The sequence below is a fragment of the Streptomyces sp. NPDC052042 genome, assembly GCF_044548345.1.
Taxonomy (GTDB): Bacteria; Actinomycetota; Actinomycetes; order Streptomycetales; family Streptomycetaceae; genus Streptomyces.
In genome coordinates this window covers 234,908-252,586 of record NZ_JBIUBU010000011.1, presented here as the reverse complement: position 1 = coordinate 252,586, position 17,679 = coordinate 234,908, and the positions used below count along the sequence as shown (strand labels likewise).

Sequence of the window (17,679 nt, the reverse complement as noted above, 5' to 3'; positions counted from 1 at the left end):
TTCGTGTGGTGCGGGTGGTTCGTGTGGCGCGGGCGGTTCACGTCCGGTCCGGCACGGGAGCGTGCAGGAACGCCGTGGTGGTCTCGATGAGATCGGCGAGGAAGAGGCGCTCGTCGGTCAGCGGCCGGACACCGTCGAGGGACTGGCGGGCGCGGTCCGCGAACGCCGCGCCGATCAGGGTGAGTGCCAGATCCAGGCGCTCCAGGCGCAGCGGTGGGGGGAGCTCGCCCAGGCAGTCCCCGATGCGGCCGATCAGGCGCCCGTACGCCGTGCCGTCCAGGGCCGGGTGCGGGCGTCCGGTCCGCAGCCCCGTCTCCCGGCTGAGCTGGGCGGAGATCCGCAGGCAACGGCAGCCGCGGACGTCGGCGAGCAGGCTCGCCTCCGCCGTCACCAGCGCGGTGAGCAGCTCCCGTACGCCGCAGTCCGGAGCCAGTTCATCGAGCAGCGGTGCGACGACCCGTTCGGCACGGGCCTGGCGGCCCGCCATCACGGCGTCGATCAGCCCGGCCCGGGAGCCGAAGTGGTACTGGACCGCCGACGGGTTGCTCTGCCCGGCCAGCCGGACGATGTCCCGGAGCTGTGCGCCGTCCGCGCCCTGCGCGGCGAAGACCTCCTCGGCCGCGCGGACCAGCTTGTCCTTGGTCTCCTGCCCCGATGTTCTTGCCATGGAGCCAGGGTAATGCTGGTCATTATTAATATCCAAGTGCTGGCGGTGTGAGCGCGCCGACACCGTCCGACGTCGAACCACTCGTGAGCCGCCGTGATCCCGGCCGAGGCGTCCACAGCGCACCCCCGGGCGCGGACCGGTCGCGGAGCGAGGGGTGTCGTTCAGCTTGCCTGGAGGCTCTTGTGCCGGTGCCTGCCCACCCGTCCCTTCGGCATGGCCGGATGCAGCCCCAGCAGCACGATCCCGACGACGATCGCCGCGAGGCCGGCCGCCTGCCATGCCAGGGCGACCGCGTCGGTGCGCAGGTGGTCGCCGAGAAACCCCACCCCGCAGGCGATCCCGGCCAGTGGCTGAGCGGCGGTCAGCGGCGGGAGCGAGACCCGCAGCGGGCCCGTCTCGAACGCGCTCTGCACCAGGAGCAGTCCCGTCACCCCCAGGACCACCACCGCGTACGGCTGCCACGCCGTCACCGCGGCCACGAAACCGCCCTCGGTGATCCGCTGGCCGGTGAGCCGGGTGAGCGCGTCCTGGAGTCCGTACAGCAGTCCGGCCGCCACCGCGAGCAGCGCCGGGGCCACCCCGGAGCGGTGCCGTTTGGCGAAGGCGGTGAGCAGCAGGGCGGTGCCCACGACCGCGCCGACGACCAGCCAGTGCCGCAGTGGATCGGTCGCCGCCTCGCCGCCCCGAGGCTCGCCCGCCAGCAGGAACGCGGCGACCCCGCCGGCCAGCAACCAGAGCCCGGCCCAGCCCTGCCGGCCGAGCCGCTGCCCGGTGCGGTGGCGCGACAACGCCATCGCGAAGAGCAGATTGGTGGCGAGCAGCGGCTCGACGACGGACAGCTCGCCCTTGCCCAGGGCCAGCGCGCCCAGCACCATGCCGCAGACCATCAGCCCGATCCCGGCCAGCCAGATCGGGACCCGCATCAGGTCCAGCAGCAGCCGGGGGGAGAGATAGTCGCTCCGCGGTGCGTGCGAGGCGGCGTCCTGCTGGAGGACGAAGCCGAAGCCCAGGCAGCAGGCGGCGCTCACGGCGAGGACGAGGACCAGCACCGACACGCTTCTACCCCAAGCAAGGCCGGAAATGAGTGGTTTGTATCGACCATAACGCCCGGACCCGGCGAGCGCGGTCGGAACACCGCCGAGCGGGGCGGTTGACGCCGCGGCGGCCGGTGCAGAGGATCTGACGCACGAGTAACTTCCGTTGACTCCCGGCGTTCGAGCCGGACGCCGTCGTGGCCCGGCCGGTTCCGGCCGTCGACGCCACCGCGGCCCGGGCCGAACCTCCCCGACAAGGATGGGACCCATGGCGTACGACGCTGATGTGATCGTGATCGGGGCAGGGCTCGCGGGTCTGGTGGCCACCGCGGAGCTCGTCGAAGCGGGCCGGTCGGTGATCCTGCTCGACCAGGAGCCCGAGCAGTCGATCGGAGGCCAGGCCCACTGGTCCCTGGGCGGGCTCTTCCTCGTCGACTCGCCCGAGCAGCGCCGGCTGCGGGTCCGGGACAGCCGTGAGCTGGCTCTCCAGGACTGGCTCGGCACGGCCGGTTTCGACCGTGAGGAGGACCACTGGCCGCGGAAGTGGGCCGAGGCGTACATCGACTTCGCGGCCGGTGAGAAGCGGTCCTGGCTGCACGCCCAGGGGCTGAGGCTCTTCCCGGTCGTCGGCTGGGCGGAGCGCGGCGGCTACGAGGCGACCGGCCACGGGAACTCCGTACCCCGCTTCCACATCACCTGGGGCACCGGCCCCGGCGTCGTCGCCCCCTTCGAGCGCCGGGTCCGCGTGGGCGCGGCCAAGGGCCTGGTCCGCTTCCGCTTCCGCCACCGGGTCACCGGCCTCGGCCGCACCGCGGGCACCGTCGACACGGTGACCGGCGAGATCCTGGAGCCGAGTGCGGCGGCCCGCGGCACCGCGAGCGGCCGGGAGGTGACCGGGACCTTCGAGCTGCGGGCCCAGGCGGTGATCGTCACCTCCGGGGGCATCGGCGGCAACCACGACCTCGTCCGCGCGCAGTGGCCCCGACGGCTCGGCAATCCGCCCGCCAAGCTCCTCTCCGGCGTCCCCGCCCATGTCGACGGGCTGATGCTCGGCGTCGCCGAGGAGGCGGGCGCCCGTCACATCAACCGCGACCGGATGTGGCACTACACCGAGGGCATCGAGAACTGGAACCCGATCTGGGCCAGGCACGGCATCCGGATCCTGCCCGGCCCGTCCTCGCTGTGGCTGGACGCCCGCGGCAGGAGGCTGCCCGTCCCGCTCTTCCCCGGCTTCGACACCCTGGGCACCCTCGAACACATCATGAGATCCGGCTACGAGTACACCTGGTTCGTCCTCGACCGGAAGATCATCGGCAAGGAGTTCGCGCTCTCCGGCTCCGAGCAGAACCCCGACCTGACCGGGAAGTCTGTCCGCGATGTGATCGGCCGGGCCCGCGCGGACGTACCGGCGCCGGTGAAGGCGTTCATGGACCACGGGGTGGACTTCGTCGTCGAGAAGGACCTCTCCGCCCTGGTCCGCGGGATGAACGCGCTGACCGGGGAGACACTGATCGACGAGGCCGGGCTGCGCCGCGAGATCGTCGGCCGCGACCGGGAGATCACCAACCCGTTCACCAAGGACCTCCAGGTCACCGCGATCCGCGGGGCGCGTGCGTACCTCGGCGACCGGCTGATCCGCACGGCCGCGCCGCACCGTCTCCTCGACCCCGCGGCAGGTCCGCTGATCGCCGTACGGCTGAACATCCTGACCCGCAAGTCGCTCGGCGGTCTGGAGACGGACCTCTCCTCCCGGGTGCTCACCGAGGACGGCACGGCGCTGCCCGGTGTGTACGCGGCGGGGGAGGCGGCGGGATTCGGCGGCGGCGGGGTGCACGGCTACCGCTCGCTGGAGGGGACCTTCCTCGGCGGCTGCATGTTCTCCGGCCGGGCCGCGGGACGGGCGGCGGCGAAGGCCGTCGGATAGCACCGTGCGGCGGACGGCAGACGGCAGACGGCGGACGGCGGGCGACGGACGACGGACAGCAGACGGCCGACGGGCGGACGGCGGCGTCCGGAGCGCGGAGCGCGGCGGGCACGGGTGCGGCGGCGGTGCCCGGGACCGGGGGCGTCCGGCACCTCTCCCGTCCGGCGCGCGGCGCCCGCCGGGTGCGGCCTGTCCGCCGCCGGGCCCCCTGACCGGTCCGGGCCCCGCGCCCGGCTTCGGTCCCGCATCCGGTCCCGGCCCTCGCCCGGTCCCCGTATCCGTGCCCCGGCCCGTCCGGTGCCGGGGCAGGGATCGCGGATAGAGTCGGGGAGTGAAGATCCCGCGCCTGCTCGACGGGCGGCTGAAGTTCCGCCACCTGGTCCTCGTCGACGCGCTGTCCCGGCAGGGAAGCGTCGTCGGTGCCGCCGCGGAGCTGCACATCACCCAGCCGGCCGCCACCCGCAGCCTGCACGAGCTGGAGGAGATCCTCGGCGTCACGCTGTACGAACGCGGCCCCCGGGGAGTCACCGCGACCGTGTTCGGCGAGGCGTTCACCGAGCACGCGCGGGCCGTGCTGGCCCAGCTGTCCCAGGCGGGGCGCCATGTGGTGGAGCTGGCCGACGCCGACCGCGGCACCGTGATCGTCGGCACCCATCTGGCCGGGTCCAATGTGCTCCTCCCGAGGGCCATCGCCGAGATCAAGAAGGAGCGCCCCTACCTCACGGTGGTCGTGCGGGAGGCATCGCCGGAAGCGTTGCTCCTGGACTTGGAGGCGGGCCGCATCGACTTCGTCGTCGGCCGGCTCACCGTTCCCTCCGACGAGCGGATCGTGCGCCGCAAGCTCTACGACGAGTCGGTCGAACTCGTGGTCAGGGCCGCGCATCCGCTGGCCGGGCGGGCTCCGGTGGAACTCGCGGACCTGGCGGACTACCCGTGGATCCTGCCGGGTGCCGAGACCGCGCTGCGGCGGGAGATCGAGGAGTTCTTCGCCCGGCACGGCATGCGGCTGCCGATGAACCGGGTCGAGACCACCTCGTTCCTCACCGTGCGCCAGCTCCTGCTGGAGACGGACGTCGTCGCGGCGCTGCCGAGCCTGATCGTCCAGGACGACCCGCGGCTGGTCCGGCTGGCCGTGCCCCTGGACCCGATCAGCCACAGCGTCGGACTGACCCTGTCGGCCGCCCGCGCGCTGGGCCCCTCGGCGCAGGAGCTGATCCGGAGCCTGGAGGCGATCGCCGCCCATATGTCCCCGCAGAACGTGTCTCCGCAGGAGGTGTCCCCGCAGGGGGCGGACGGCGACGCATCACCGTAGGGCCCGCGAGGGCCCGGGGCGGTGACGGACGAACGGGGTGCCACGTCCGTCACCGGGGTGCCACCTGTCCCCAGCAGCCGTTGTGCTTCGCCCTGGCCCCTCAATGGGGCGGCAGGATGCCCTCGAAAGCTTCAGGACGGTTGATGGGGTGGTCGAGGAGGACCTCGTTCACCGCGGCGAATCCGTCCGTCAGGGTCATGGCCTCGGGCGCGAGGTCCGCGATCACGGACTCGGCCGCGTCGGGGAGCCGCCGCACCTGATCGGGCGTGAGGTGCCCCTCCGCGAGCAGGTCCCCGCTGTGAGCCGCGACCCGGCGCAGGACGAACAGGCGGTGCAGCAGCCGCAGCAGGCGCTGTGCCTCCGGGTGGGTGGTCTGGTCGGCGGCGTCCAACAGGGCCTGGGCGGCCTGGCGGTGCGCGTGGGCGTCGACCAGCTCCAGCGCCGGGGTGACGGTGACGTTCCACCGGTTGAGGGGATTGCCTGCCGCCGCGCCGCGCAGACGGGCCCGCGCGCGTTGGTGCCAGACGCGTTCGATGTCCGCCAGCAGCTCCTGGAGGAAGAGCGGATCGTCCAGGTCACGGGAGTCGGGCGGCGTTCCGCTCGGCTCCTGCGGGGTGAAGTGCCCGAGGAGCATCTCGCCGGCGGCCTTGACCCAGATGACGAGGTTGTCGCCCTCCGCCGTGATGGTCCCCTCATTGGCCGCCAGCTGGCCCGCGATTCCATTGGCCAGGAACAGCCCCTGCGCACCGCAGCGTTCGCGGCACTCGGTCATGACGGAACGGGCCTGCCAGGTGATCCACCCCTTGGCCACGGCCGCGAACCGCTCGCCGTCCTCCCGCTCGGCCCCGGTGGCCCGCGCCCACCGCCCTACCGCGGCGCGGTGCAGGAACGTCGCGGCGTAGGTGGTCGCGATGGCGTCCAGGAGCGGCGTGTGATGGCTGCGGTGGGCGAACAGCGGAACGCTGCCGCCCGCCGTCACGCCGGTCGTCCGCCTCGTGTGGGCGTGCCGCACGGCCACGGCGAGGGCGTGGCGCGTGACCCCGAGACTGTAGGCGCTCATGCACAGTTTGCCGGCGGTGACGCGGCTGATGGACTGGAGGAAGCGCTTGCGGGGGCTGCCGATCGAACTGGTGAAGACACCTTCCGGAGTGAGGCGTCCGTGGTCCGACTGCAGAAGTGCCTCGTACGGCAGGCGGACGTGGTCGAAGGAGGTCACGCAGTGGTCGACGGGGGCGGTGGCCGTCTGCGGCAGCCTGCGTATCTCGACCCCCGGTGTCGGGAGCCCGTTCTCGTCGCCGAGCGGGGTGAGGAACAGGAAGACGCCCCGGTCCTCGCCGTCCGTGATGAGGCGGGCGGCGACGACGGCGGTCTTGGGGCCGCCGGTGGGACTGGTGTTGGGCATGAACTTGCGGGCGCCCGCGTGCGGGGTGTGCAGCACGAACTCGCGCGAGGCCGGTTCGTACGTGGCGGTGGTCTCCAGTTGTGCGGCGCTGTTGCCGTGACCGGCCTCCGTGCACAGGAAGGTTCCCGTGCGCTGTAATCCGACGAACTCGCCCAGATCCCGGTCCGGGCCGGCGGGGTGGTCGAGGAGGCTGCCGAGGAAGAGGTTGTAGTGGATGCTCGCCACCGTCCCCAGCCCGGCGTCCACCGGCCCGACCCATTCGTGGAGCGCCGTGAGGCGTTCCACGTCGGCCACGAGGTCCTCGGGGCTGTCGAGCGCGTCGTTGATCAGGCGCAGACGCTCGTAGGAGAGTGCGGCGCGCTCGTCTGGCCGTAGCCCTTCTCGGTAGCGGAATGGTTCGGTGCCGAACAGCTTGCGCCAGGGCTCGTGGTGGTGCTCCATCTGTTCGCCGAAGAGTGCCCGCGTCAGGGTCGCGATGGTGGTGGCGGTCTGAGCGGAAGAGGGTGAGATGTTGATCATGAACCCGAACGCTAGCTCAAACGTTCGGTGGGCACAGTGTGATGATCACGACGATTGAGAGCGTCCCCACGGAGGTAAGGGGGCGTCTTGGGGCGCGGGCGGTTCCGGGCGCGTACCAGGACCCGGCACCGTCCGCCGACGGGCCGGCCCCGTGCCGAACCGGCCGGTTCCGGGGCCGATGCCCCGGCCCCGGCCGGCTCCGCGATCGTTCGCCGCGTGAAGCGCCCGGCTCCGCGCGTCACCCGGTCCCGCGCGGGGTTCAGCCCCGCGAGCCGTCCAGCCCCAGGAAGCGTTCCGCGTTGCCGTACGTGATCAGCTCACGGCCGCGGTCGTCCAGGAAGGAGCTCTTGCGGACCACCTCGCCGACCGGACGTTCCCCCAGGGGGTACGGGTAGTCGCTGCCCACCATCACCCGGTCCGCGCCGACCGTGTCGACCAGGAGCCGCAGGGCCCGCTCGTCGAAGACCACCGAGTCGACGTAGAAGCGGCCCAGGTAGTGCGAGGGCGGGCGCTCCGACGTACCGATCACGTCGTTCCTGCCGTGCCAGGCGTTCTCCATCCGGCCGAGCCAGAAGGCGAAGGACCCTCCGCCGTGCGCGAAGCAGATCTTCAGCCGTTCGTCGATCCGGTCGAAGACACCACCCAGGATCAGGGCGAGGATCGACAGATGGGTCTCGGCGGGCATGGCCGTGAGCCACTGTGCCATCCACCGGTCCAGGCGCGGCGAACTCGCCATGTCCCAGGGATGCACGAACACCGGAACGTCGAGCGAGGCGCAGTGCTGGAGGAAGGTCACGACGCCTTCGCTGTCCAGGTCCTGATCGCCGACGTGGTTGCCGATCTCCACGCCCCGGTGGCCGTTGGCGAGACACCGCTCCAGCTCGCGGCAGGCCGCGTCCGGGTCCTGCAACGGCACCTGGCAGAACGGGATCAGCCGGTCCGGTGCCGGGGCGACGATCTCCAGCGCCAGGTCGTTGAAGACGCGCGCAATCTTCGCCGCCTCGGCACCGCCGCGCCCGTAGGAGAAGAACGCCGGGGTGGGGGAGACCACCTGGCGGTGTATCCCGTCCGCGTCCATGTCCCGCAGCCGTGTCGCGGCGTCCCAGGCGTCGGACCGGATCCGCCGGAATTCCTTGGAACCCATCATGATCACGGCATCGGACTCGGACTCGATCCGCAGCCACGGCGCGTCCGGACCGGCCTCGGCCGTCAGATCCGGCCAGCCGTACGGGACGTAATGGGTATGGACGTCGATCGTGCGGTCCACGCTCAGCCCTTCCCGGGGTGCAGAACACCGCACTCCTGGCACGTGCGCGCCTTCTCGTCCGCGTAGAACTCGGCGAAGACCGGCGGCAGATCGGCCACGATGTCCCGCACCTGGAGTTCGATCTCGTGGATCTTCGCGGAGCAGCCGGGGCAGTACCACTGGAACTTCTCCAGCGTCCCCTCCTCCCGCACGCGCTCGATGACCAGGCCGATCGAACCGGCGTCGGGCCGCTGCGGGGAGTGCGGCACATTGCCGGGCAGCAGCCAGCACTCGCCCTGCCGGATGTGCACGGTCCGCGGTCCCTCATCGGTCATCAGGTTGACGTGCATGTCGCCCTTGACCTGGTAGAACCACTCCTCGTACGGCTCGACGTGGAAGTCGGTCCGCTGGTTCGGGCCGCCGACGATCTGGACGATGAAGTCCTCGCCCAGGGACATGGTCCGGTTGTTCACCGGAGGCTTGAGCAGGTGCTCGTGCTCGGCGATCCAGCCCTGGAAATCGATGACCGGGGGAATGGCGGTCATGAGGACACCTCCATGTCGTGCGCTGTGGTGGACGTGCGGGGCCGCGGCAGACGGGCGACGGCCTGGATCTCGATCAGCAGATGGGGGTGCGGCAGCTGGTGCACCGCGACGGTCGTACGGGTCGGCCCCTGCTCGTCGAAGTACTCGCCGTAGACCTCGTTGTATCCGCCGAAGTCGTTCATGGACACCAGATAGGTGGTGATCTGCGCGATGTCCGAGAGCTCGGCGCCCACCTCGGTGAGGATGCCGCGGATGTTCTCGATGACCGCCCGGGTCTGCGCCCGGATGTCCAGGTTCGTGGTGCCGAACTCGTCGACCTCCACACCCACGAACGTGTTGTCGGGGCGGCGCGAACTGGTGCCCGAGACGAACACCAGGTCTCCGACGACCTTCACGTGCGGGAACCGCCCGCGCGGGGTGGCCCTGCCCTCGATCACCCGTGAGTCGTTCATCAGTACCCCTTCACCTTCACCGTGACGGAACCGAGGCCCGCCACCTCGCACTCGGTCGGGCCGGCCGCGAGCGGCAGTGCCGCCGTGGCCGCGCCCGCCAGCACCACCTGGCCCGCGCTCAGCGGGATGCGGCGGCGTCGGCACATGTCCAGCAGCGCGTGCAGCGCGTTCACCGGGTCGCCGAGGATCGCGGCGGTCGACCCCACCGCCTCGTCCGTGCCGGTGCGCAGCCGCACCGCGCGGTCGGAGACGTCCCCCGCCGGCTGCCACGGGCCGATCGCGAACCCGGCCGCGGAGGTGTTGTCCGCGACGACGTCGGTGTAGGTGAACCGGAAGTCGCGGTACCGCGAGTCGATGATCTCGACGGCCGGGGCCATCGCGTCCACGCACGCCTCGATGTCCGTCGACGGGTCGTCGAGGTCCACGTCACGCGAGATCCGGTACGCCACCTCGGGCTCGACCTTCGGGTGGATGAAGCCCGAGAGGTCCACCTCGCCGCCGTCCGCGATCCGCATCGCGTCGGTGAGGCGCCCCACGATCACGTCCGAGACGCCCATCTGCGCCATCTTCGCCTTGCTGGTGAACCCCAGCTTCACGCCCACGATCCGTTCGCCGCGCGCCTCCCGCAGGGCCAGCAGTCCGGCCTGCACCGCGTACGCGTCGTCGATGTCCAGCTCATGGCCGTCGGCGAGACTCGGGGTGTCCCTGCGGGACGTCTGCGCCGTGTCCAGCCGTTGCGCCAGGATGCCGGTCAGTTCCGCCGAGATCACTGGTCGCTCCTTTCCTTCGGGGCCCGCGCCGTGTCCGAGCGGCGCGGGCCGGGGGTCGTGATGAGCGGTCAGGGATGTCCGGCCGCGGGCGGCCGGGTTCCGCCGATCGCCGTCGGGCGATCGGGCACCTGCCGGCCGGCCGCGGGCAGCCGATCGCCTCGACCGGTCACAGCTGCACGCACACGTTCGTCGGCTCGGTGTAGAAGTGCAGGGAGGACTCCCCGCCCTCGCGGCCGATACCGGAGAGCCCCATGCCGCCGAACGGGGAGCGCAGATCGCGCAGGAACCAGGTGTTGACCCAGGCCATTCCGACGTTCATCTCCTGCGCCACCCGGTGCCCGCGACGCAGGTCGTTGGTCCACACGGAGGCCGCGAGGCCGTAGTCCGTGTCGTTGGCCAGCCCGATCGCCTCCTCCTCCGTGTCGAAGGGGATGAGGGCGGCCACCGGGCCGAAGATCTCCTCGCGCACCGCCCGGTGCGCGTTGGTCAGGCCCGTCCACAGCGTCGGCTCGATCCAGGAACCGCCCGCCGTCCCGGGGCCGAGCTGCGGCACGCCGCCACCGGTGAGCACCTTCGCCCCGTCCCGCTCGGCCAGCTCGAAGTAGCCGAGCACCTTCTCCCGGTGGGCCTGCGAGATCAGCGGCCCGGTGGTCGTCGCCTCGTCCAGCGGGTCGCCCAGCCGCAGCCCCCGGGCCCGCTCCGAGAGCCCCTGGGCGATGTCGTCGAAGATCCCGCGCTGGACGTAGACCCTCTCGGTGCACAGACAGACCTGGCCGGTGTTGGTGAAGACCGACTTGGTCAGCCCGGCCAGCGCCTCGTCGAGGTCGACGTCGTCGAAGACGACGGCCGCGTTCTTCCCGCCGAGTTCGAACGACACCGGGCGGACGCGTGGCGCGACCGTCCGCATGACGTGCGAGCCGGTCGCGGACGAACCGGTGAAGGTCACGCCGTCGATCCCCGGGTGCGCGGTCAGGTACTCACCGGCGGAGTCGTTGCCGAATCCGTGCACCACGTTGTACACCCCGGCCGGCAGCCCGACCTCGGCGAGCACCTCGGCCAGCAGCGTGGCGGTGGCCGGGGTCTCCTCGCTGGGCTTGACGACCACGGCGTTCCCACAGGCCAGGGCCGGGGCGACCTTCCAGGTCAGCAGCAGGAGGGGCAGGTTCCACGGGACGACGACCGCGACGACGCCGAGCGGCTTGCGGACCGCGTAGTTGAGCGCTCGCCGGCCGTCCGCGAGGTCGGTGAGGAACGACTCCTGTCCGGCGGCGGCCGCCATGTCGGCGAACGTGCGGAAGTTCGTCAGGGCGCGCGCCACGTCCAGCTCCCGCGCCTGGACGACCGGCTTGCCGGTGTCCGCGATCTCCGCGGCGACGAACTCGTCGAAGCGCTCCTCGATCCGGTCCGCGGCACGCCGCAGCAGCGCGGTACGCTCCCGCACCGGCGTCGACGCCCATCCGTCGTGCAGGGCACGCCGGGCCGCCGTCACGGCGCGGTCCACCAGCTCCCGGTCCGCCTCGTGGACCCGGGCGAAGGCCCGGCCGGTGGCGGGGTCGGTCTTCTCGAAGCTGCGGTTCTCGTCGGGCTCCACGAACTGCCCGGCGACGAAGTTGCGGATCCACCGCCCAGTCTCTGCCGTCATGCGTCCCACTGTGATCCCCGCGGTCATGCCGTACAAATGCGATTCCTGTGTGTAGCCATAGCGAAACCGGCATACCTGAGACCGGCCGACGGGAGAGGGCCGCGCTGTGGCGGAGCTGCCGCCCTGCAGCAGGAATGGTTGGCTCCGCTATACCTGAACAGGTATGGCGAGTCCCCAATTGATTATTTGTGCGTCATGTCTCAGGGCATCAGGATCCACCGATAACGACGGGTGAAGTCCGGCCGTCGTAGCGGCTGTCCGGAGCGAACCGCCCCAGCCCGCCATCCAAGTGATAGGTCACCCCGTGAATACTTCACCTCGCGAAGAGAAATCGGGCGGAGCCCGAGCCACCGCCGGCAGAACCGCCCTCGCCACGCTCGCGGGCACCACGCTGGAGTGGTACGACTTCTTCCTCTACGGCACGGCCGCGGCACTCATCTTCAACCAGCAGTTCTTCCCGTCGCTGAGCCCCGCCGCCGGCACCCTCGCCGCCTTCAGCACCTTCGCCGTCGGCTTCATCGCCCGCCCCCTCGGCGGGCTGGTCTTCGGCCACTACGGAGACCGCATCGGCCGCAAGGCGACGCTGGTCTTCTCCCTCGTGCTGATGGGCGTCGGATCCACCCTCATCGGTGCCATCCCGAACTACGACACCATCGGATTCTGGGCCCCCGTCCTCCTGGTCGTCCTGCGCGTCGTCCAGGGCATCGGACTCGGCGGCGAGGGCGCCGGAGCGACCCTGATGTCGATGGAACACGCACCACGCGGCAAGAAGAACCTGTACGCGGGCTTCCCGCAGATGGGCACGCCCGGCGGGCTGGTCCTGGCCAACGTCGTCTTCCTGACCACCAACGCGCTCCTGGGCGACCACGCCTTCACCTCGTGGGGCTGGCGCATCCCGTTCCTGCTCAGCTTCGTGCTCGTCGCCGTGGGGCTGCTGATCCGGCTGCGGGTCACCGAGTCCCCCTCCTTCGACCGCGCGCGTGCCCGCGACGAAGTGGTCAGGTTCCCGCTGGCCGAGGCCTTCAAGGTCGGCCTGCCCCGGCTGGTGCTGACCCTGCTCGCCGTCGTGGCGAACTCCGCCGTCGCCTATGTGTTCATGGTGTTCACCCTGTCGTACGGCTCCCAGCACCTCGACTACGACAAGCAGTTCCTCATCGTGAGCGTCACCATCGCCGCCGCCCTCTGGTTCGCGACCATCCCGGTGTGGACGAAGATCGCCGACCGGCACGGACGGCGCACGATGTTCATCGCCGGCTCCGCCGCCATCCTCGTCTGGTGCCTCGCCTTCTTCCCGCTCCTGAACACCGGGAACTCCGCGCTCGCGATGGTGGCGCTGCTCGGCATGGGCCTGATCATCCCGGTCACCCACTGCGTGCAGGGCAGCATCATCGTCGACACCTTCCCCGTCAACGTCCGCTACTCCGGCACCTCGCTCATCCTCCAGGCGGGCGCGATCCTCGGCGGCGGCCTCGCCCCCATGATCTCCACGGCGCTGCTCAACTCGAGCGGCTCCTCGACCGGGGTGACGTGGTACCTCGCGGGGATCTGCACCGTGAGCCTGGTGGGCGCCGTCGCCCTGTTCCGCCTGGTGCCGGAGGGGAAACCGGAGGCGGCGCGGGTCCCGGCCGAGTCGCTCTCCGGCGGCGCCGCGTGACCGGCGCGCGAAGGCCCGGTCCGGGCGAGGACCCGGACCGGACCGATGTCCGGGTACACCGGTCCGGTCCGATCCGCTATGCCGTGGCCGAGCGGTTCGGCCGGCCGCGGCCGGCGGCCGGTCACGACACCCGCCCGTCGAGCGGCGAGATCTGCCCGCAGCCGCCGTCCCGGCTCGACGCGGTCATGGGCCCCCCGCTCGACCGGCGACCGCAGGGTGAGGACTGTCTCAACCTGACGGTCACCACGCCCGCCCGCGACGACCGGGCGCGGCCCGTGATGGTCTGGTTCCACGGCGGCGGATTCAGCAGCGGCGGCGGCCTCATGGACTGGTACGACGGTGGAGCGCTCGCCGCCGAGGGCGATGTCGTCGTGGTGTCGGTCAACTACCGCCTCGGAGCGCTCGGTTACCTCTGCCTCGACGGGGTCTCCGAGGGCAACCTGGGACTGTACGACCAGGTGGAGGCGCTCCGGTGGGTGCACCGGCACATCGCCGGGTACGGCGGCGACCGCACCGACGTCACCGTCTTCGGGCAGTCCGCCGGGGCCCTCTCCATCCGGCTGCTGATGGAACTGCCCGAGGCCCGCGGGCTGTTCCGCCGCGCCATCCTGCAGAGCGCCCCTCTGGCGATCCTGGCCCGCCCCCGCGAGGAAGCGACCGCGCTCGGACGGATCTTCGCCGAACGGCTCGCCGTCCACGCACCCGGCGCGGATCCGCGCACCGCCGCACCCGCCGCCCTGCTCGCCGCGCAGCGGGACACCGCCCTCGCCCACCGCGCCCGCTCCACCCTGGAACCACCGTTCGGACCGGTCGGGACGCCCGGCGGGGCACTCGACGCGGGGGCGCGCGACCTGGACGTCCTGTACGGCTGGAACGCGGACGACATGACCGCCTTCCCGGACGAACCGAACGAGGACGGCGACCCGGCCGGACCGACGCGCCGGATGTACGAGGAACCACTGACCGCCCTCGGGCAGCGACTGGCGCGTGCCGGGGCCCGGGTGCACGCCTACCGGCTGGACTGGCGTCCGGCGGGCTCGCCGTACGGCGCCACCCACTGCCTGGAACTTCCCCTGCTCCTGGGCGCCCGGGCGGCCTGGCGGAACTCCCCGATGTTGGGGGAGGCCGACTGGGACGAGGTGGACGAGCTGGGCCGGGCGGTGCGCGCCGCCTGGGCCGCCTTCGCCCGCACCGGCCGCCCCGGCGTCGTCCCGCCGGCCCTGACCTGCCGAAGGGTCTGTTGACCGGAGCCGGCCCGGCCCGATCCCGGGCGCTCCGGGTCCGGCCCGCGGGAAACCCGGGGCCGGGGCCGGTGCGGTCGGCCGGGGGTACGAAAGGCGCGGGGCCCCGGGCCGGGGAGGGGCGGCCGAGTACGGTCCACCCGCCCGGCCCGGCCCGTTCCGCCCGCCCCTGCCCCGACCCGTCGGCGTCCGTGGGCCCGGGGCGGCCCGGCACGAGGCCGTGTACCGGCCGCCCACACGCCGTCGGCGCCCGACGGCCCGGACGCACGCCACGGCATGCGCACCGGACCGTCGGGCGCCGACGGGCACGGCCCCGGCAGCAGCCGCGGGGGAGACCGTGCGCAGGGGGCCGCTCGCTACAGAATCAGCGACAGCGGCAGGATGAAGGCCAGCGCGACCACGGAGATGATGGTCTCCATCACCGACCAGGTCTTGACCGTCTGACTGACGTTCATGCCGAAGTACTCCTTCACCAGCCAGAACCCGGCGTCGTTGACATGGCTGAAGAAGAGCGAACCCGCACCCACGGCCAGGACCAGCAGGGCGATGTGCGCGGTCGACATGTCCGCGGCCAGCGGCGCGACGAGACCGGCGGCGGAGATGGTCGCCACGGTCGCCGACCCGGTCGCCAGCCGGATCGCGACGGCGATCAGCCAGCCCAGCAGCAGTGCCGGGATCGACCAGTCCTTGGAGAAGTCCAGGATCATCTGACCCACGCCGGCGTCGATGAGGGTCTGCTTGAAACCGCCGCCCGCGCCCACGATCAGCAGCACGCCCGCGATGGGGGCGAGGGACTTCTCGACGGTGCCGGCGAGCCGGCCCCTGGAGAATCCGGCCGCCCGGCCCAGCGTGAACATGCCGACGATGACGGCGGCGAGGAGCGCGATCAGCGGTGAGCCGATCACGTCGGTGACCCGCTGCACGTGGTTCTCCGGGGCGTCCACGACGATGTCGACCAGGGCCTTGACCAGCATCAGGACGACCGGCAGCAGAATCGTCGCCAGGGTGGCGCCGAAGCTCGGACGGCGGTCCAGTTCCTCCGAGGGACGCTGCGGAATCATCTTCTCCGGGGCCTGGACGTCCACCCAGCGGGCGGCGTAGCGGGAGAAGACCGGACCCGCGATGACCACGGTCGGGATCGCCACCAGCACCCCCAGCGCGAGCGTGACGCCGAGGTTGGCGCCGAGCGCGTCGATCGCCACCAGCGGGCCGGGGTGCGGCGGGATCAGACCGTGCATCACGGAGAGGCCGGCCAGCGCCGGGATGCCGATCCGCATCAGCGAGAAGTTCCCGCGCTTGGCCACGAGCAGCACCACGGGGATCAGCAGCACGATCCCGACCTCGAAGAACAGCGGCAGACCGACGATCGAGGCGATCAGCACCATGGCCCACGGCATGGCACGCCCGCTCGCCTTCGCGAGGATGGTGTCGACGACCTGGTCCGCGCCGCCGGAGTCGGCGAGCAGCTTGCCGAGTATGGCGCCGAGCGCGATCAGGACCCCGACGCCCGACACGGTGGAGCCGAGACCGGTGGTGAAGCTGGCGATCGTCTTGTCCGGTGCGGCACCGGCGAACGAACCGAGTGCCAGCGAGCCGACGGTCAACGCGAGGAACGCGTGCAACTTGAACCTGGTGATGAGCAGAACGATGACGGCGATGCCCGCCAGAACTGCGATGCCCAACTGCGCGTTGCCTGCCGAAGTGATCGGTTCGACGGGATCCGCCGCCAGCATCTCGGCGCTGAGACTGGTCACGGTGGTGGTCCTTAGTCGTCGAGCCGCCGCAGCGCGGCGACGGCTCGCTGGGTGATTTCTTCAGGGGTGCCGGACACGTCGATCGAGACGCCCGCCTCGTCCGCCTGCAGCGGTTCCAAGGCGGCGTACTGCGAGTCGAGCAGCGCGGTGGGCATGAAATGGCCCTTGCGTTCCGCCATGCGGGCCTCGATCAGGCCCCGGTCCCCGGTCAGGTGCAGGAAGACCGCGCCGGGGGCCTCGGCCCGCAGCCGGTCCCGGTAGACCCGCTTGAGCGCCGAGCTGCTCACCACCCCGCCGAGCCCTGCCCGGCCGTGGGCCCACCGGCCGATCGCGTCCAGCCAGGGCCACCGGTCCGCGTCGTCCAGCGGAATGCCGGCCGACATCTTCGCGATGCTTGCCGCGGGATGGAAATCGTCGCCCTCGGCGTACGGAACGCCCAGTTCGGAGGCGAGCAGGGGACCGATCGTGGTCTTGCCGGTCCCTGCGACGCCCATCACCACGACGACGTGGGGGGTGCTCATTGGCGGTGCCTCGCTGTTCTCTTCGATGTCTTCCTCGACACCGTTCCGTCGCGCTACTGAAACGTATACGTACGACTTATTCAAGGTTCTGTGACATAAACGTCGTACTTTTTGTTCCGGGGGCGCCCCGCGGCTTCCCGAGGGGCGCCCCGTAATCTGGTGCCATGACCACACAGGGCCCCGGGCTTCATACGCAGGTGCTGGACACCGTGGGCCTGGAGATCGCCGCCGGGGAGCACCGGCCGGGACAGGTGCTGCGCACCGACGAACTGGCCCAGCGTTTCGACGTCTCCCGGACGGTGGTGCGGGAGGTGGTCCGCGTCCTCGAATCCATGCACCTGGTCGAGTCCCGGCGCCGGGTCGGCGTGACCGTGCGGCCGGCCGAGGCGTGGAACGTCTACGACCCGCGGGTCATCCGGTGGCGACTGGCCGGTGCCGACCGCCCGCGCCAACTGCGGTCGCTGACCGTACTGCGCTCGGCGATCGAGCCGGTGGCGGCGGGCCTCGCCGCCCGCAACGCGACCCCCGAGCAGTGCGCGGCCCTCACGGAGTGCGCGCTCGGGATGGTCGCGACCTCGCGCGGCCAGCAGCTGGAGCGCTATCTGGAGCACGACATCGCGTTCCACCGGATCGTGCTCGATGCCTCCGGCAACGAGATGTTCGCGCGGCTCGGCGACGTCGTCGCCGAGATCCTCGCCGGCCGTACCCACCACCACGTCATGTTCGAGGATCCGGACCCCGCGGCGGTCACCCTCCACGTCCGGGTCGCCGAGGCGGTGCGCGAGGGCGACGCGGAGACGGCGGAGCGGCTGACGAAGGAGATCGCGGTGGGGGCCCTGCACGAGCTGGACGTGCTCGCGCCCTGAGGCCCGCCCCGTGGCGCCGCCCGGCCCGGAGCGCGAGCCGACGGTCCCCGCCCGGCACGTCGGCCGCACACCGTTCCCGCCGCCCCGTCACACGAGCGTGCCCGCCCGGCACCTCACGCCGCCGCACACC

General features: G+C 71.7%; 15 protein-coding genes. 5 read left to right on the top strand and 10 right to left on the bottom strand.

Going from position 1 to position 17,679, the window contains the following annotated elements:
• Positions 1-37 precede the first annotated feature (37 nt).
• A complete protein-coding gene (locus ACIHCL_RS20400; protein WP_399863674.1) occupies positions 38-667 on the bottom strand; it encodes a TetR/AcrR family transcriptional regulator in 630 nt (209 codons plus the stop codon).
• Between the two features lie 161 nt (positions 668-828).
• Positions 829-1,722: a DMT family transporter gene (locus tag ACIHCL_RS20395; RefSeq protein WP_399863672.1), complete on the bottom strand. Its 894-nt coding sequence runs from the start codon at positions 1,720-1,722 to the stop codon at positions 829-831.
• 247 nt (positions 1,723-1,969) lie between these two features.
• Between ACIHCL_RS20395 and ACIHCL_RS20390 the strand changes: the two genes are divergently transcribed.
• Together ACIHCL_RS20390 and ACIHCL_RS20385 are read left to right on the top strand one after the other, a co-directional pair.
• Positions 1,970-3,625, top strand: coding sequence for an FAD-binding dehydrogenase (locus ACIHCL_RS20390; protein WP_399863670.1), 1,656 nt, complete (start codon positions 1,970-1,972; stop codon positions 3,623-3,625).
• Between the two features lie 331 nt (positions 3,626-3,956).
• A complete protein-coding gene (locus tag ACIHCL_RS20385; RefSeq protein ID WP_399863667.1) occupies positions 3,957-4,937 on the top strand; it encodes a LysR substrate-binding domain-containing protein in 981 nt (326 codons plus the stop codon).
• Positions 4,938-5,037: 100 nt separating this feature from the next.
• On the opposite strand, the gene ACIHCL_RS20380 is transcribed toward ACIHCL_RS20385, so the two are convergent.
• From ACIHCL_RS20380 to ACIHCL_RS20355, 6 genes are all read right to left on the bottom strand, one after another.
• Positions 5,038-6,858: an acyl-CoA dehydrogenase gene (locus tag ACIHCL_RS20380; protein ID WP_399863665.1), complete on the bottom strand. Its 1,821-nt coding sequence runs from the start codon at positions 6,856-6,858 to the stop codon at positions 5,038-5,040.
• Positions 6,859-7,117: 259 nt separating this feature from the next.
• A complete protein-coding gene (locus tag ACIHCL_RS20375; protein WP_399863662.1) occupies positions 7,118-8,125 on the bottom strand; it encodes an amidohydrolase family protein in 1,008 nt (335 codons plus the stop codon).
• Positions 8,126-8,127: 2 nt separating this feature from the next.
• Positions 8,128-8,649 (bottom strand): 3-hydroxyanthranilate 3,4-dioxygenase, encoded by a 522-nt coding sequence (locus ACIHCL_RS20370; protein WP_399863659.1) that lies wholly within the window; start codon positions 8,647-8,649, stop codon positions 8,128-8,130.
• On the bottom strand, positions 8,646-9,101 hold the full coding sequence (locus tag ACIHCL_RS20365; RefSeq protein ID WP_399863657.1) for a RidA family protein: 456 nt from the start codon (positions 9,099-9,101) through the stop codon (positions 8,646-8,648). The genes ACIHCL_RS20370 and ACIHCL_RS20365 overlap by 4 nt, the downstream gene beginning before the upstream one ends.
• Entirely contained in the window at positions 9,101-9,871 is a 771-nt protein-coding gene (locus tag ACIHCL_RS20360; RefSeq protein ID WP_399863655.1) for a 2-keto-4-pentenoate hydratase, read from the bottom strand. The genes ACIHCL_RS20365 and ACIHCL_RS20360 overlap by 1 nt, the downstream gene beginning before the upstream one ends.
• A gap of 166 nt (positions 9,872-10,037) precedes the next feature.
• Positions 10,038-11,513, bottom strand: coding sequence for a 2-hydroxymuconic semialdehyde dehydrogenase (locus tag ACIHCL_RS20355; RefSeq protein WP_399863653.1), 1,476 nt, complete (start codon positions 11,511-11,513; stop codon positions 10,038-10,040).
• A 304-nt stretch (positions 11,514-11,817) separates the two neighbouring features.
• On the opposite strand from ACIHCL_RS20355, the gene ACIHCL_RS20350 reads away from it, so the two are divergent.
• On the top strand, positions 11,818-13,167 hold the full coding sequence (locus ACIHCL_RS20350) for an MFS transporter (protein ID WP_399863651.1): 1,350 nt from the start codon (positions 11,818-11,820) through the stop codon (positions 13,165-13,167).
• Entirely contained in the window at positions 13,164-14,411 is a 1,248-nt protein-coding gene (locus tag ACIHCL_RS20345) for a carboxylesterase family protein (RefSeq protein WP_399863648.1), read from the top strand. Before ACIHCL_RS20350 ends, ACIHCL_RS20345 begins: the two co-directional genes overlap by 4 nt.
• 353 nt (positions 14,412-14,764) lie before the next feature.
• Here the strand turns inward: ACIHCL_RS20345 and ACIHCL_RS20340 are convergent, their stop codons facing one another.
• Both ACIHCL_RS20340 and ACIHCL_RS20335 read right to left on the bottom strand, forming a co-directional pair.
• Positions 14,765-16,162, bottom strand: a complete 1,398-nt coding sequence (locus tag ACIHCL_RS20340) for a GntP family permease (protein ID WP_399863646.1) — start codon at positions 16,160-16,162, stop codon at positions 14,765-14,767.
• An 11-nt stretch (positions 16,163-16,173) separates the two neighbouring features.
• Entirely contained in the window at positions 16,174-16,683 is a 510-nt protein-coding gene (locus ACIHCL_RS20335) for a gluconokinase (protein WP_399863643.1), read from the bottom strand.
• 164 nt (positions 16,684-16,847) lie between these two features.
• Here ACIHCL_RS20335 and ACIHCL_RS20330 point away from each other — a divergent pair, with 164 nt between their 5' ends.
• The gene (locus ACIHCL_RS20330) at positions 16,848-17,549 is read left to right on the top strand and encodes a FadR/GntR family transcriptional regulator (protein WP_399863641.1); all 702 of its coding nucleotides are present in this window, start codon (positions 16,848-16,850) and stop codon (positions 17,547-17,549) included.
• Positions 17,550-17,679: the final 130 nt, after the last annotated feature.

Excerpts from the sequence above, each read along its gene's own strand:
- ACIHCL_RS20400 (WP_399863674.1), bottom strand. The coding sequence starts at position 667 with ATGGCAAGAACATCGGGGCAGGAGACCAAGGACAAGCTGGTCCGCGCG.
- ACIHCL_RS20380 (WP_399863665.1), bottom strand. The coding sequence starts at position 6,858 with ATGATCAACATCTCACCCTCTTCCGCTCAGACCGCCACCACCATCGCG.
- ACIHCL_RS20390 (WP_399863670.1), top strand. The coding sequence starts at position 1,970 with ATGGCGTACGACGCTGATGTGATCGTGATCGGGGCAGGGCTCGCGGGT.
- ACIHCL_RS20330 (WP_399863641.1), top strand. The coding sequence starts at position 16,848 with ATGACCACACAGGGCCCCGGGCTTCATACGCAGGTGCTGGACACCGTG.
- ACIHCL_RS20365 (WP_399863657.1), bottom strand. The coding sequence starts at position 9,101 with ATGAACGACTCACGGGTGATCGAGGGCAGGGCCACCCCGCGCGGGCGG.
- ACIHCL_RS20355 (WP_399863653.1), bottom strand. The coding sequence starts at position 11,513 with ATGACGGCAGAGACTGGGCGGTGGATCCGCAACTTCGTCGCCGGGCAG.
- ACIHCL_RS20370 (WP_399863659.1), bottom strand. The coding sequence starts at position 8,649 with ATGACCGCCATTCCCCCGGTCATCGATTTCCAGGGCTGGATCGCCGAG.
- ACIHCL_RS20335 (WP_399863643.1), bottom strand. The coding sequence starts at position 16,683 with ATGAGCACCCCCCACGTCGTCGTGGTGATGGGCGTCGCAGGGACCGGC.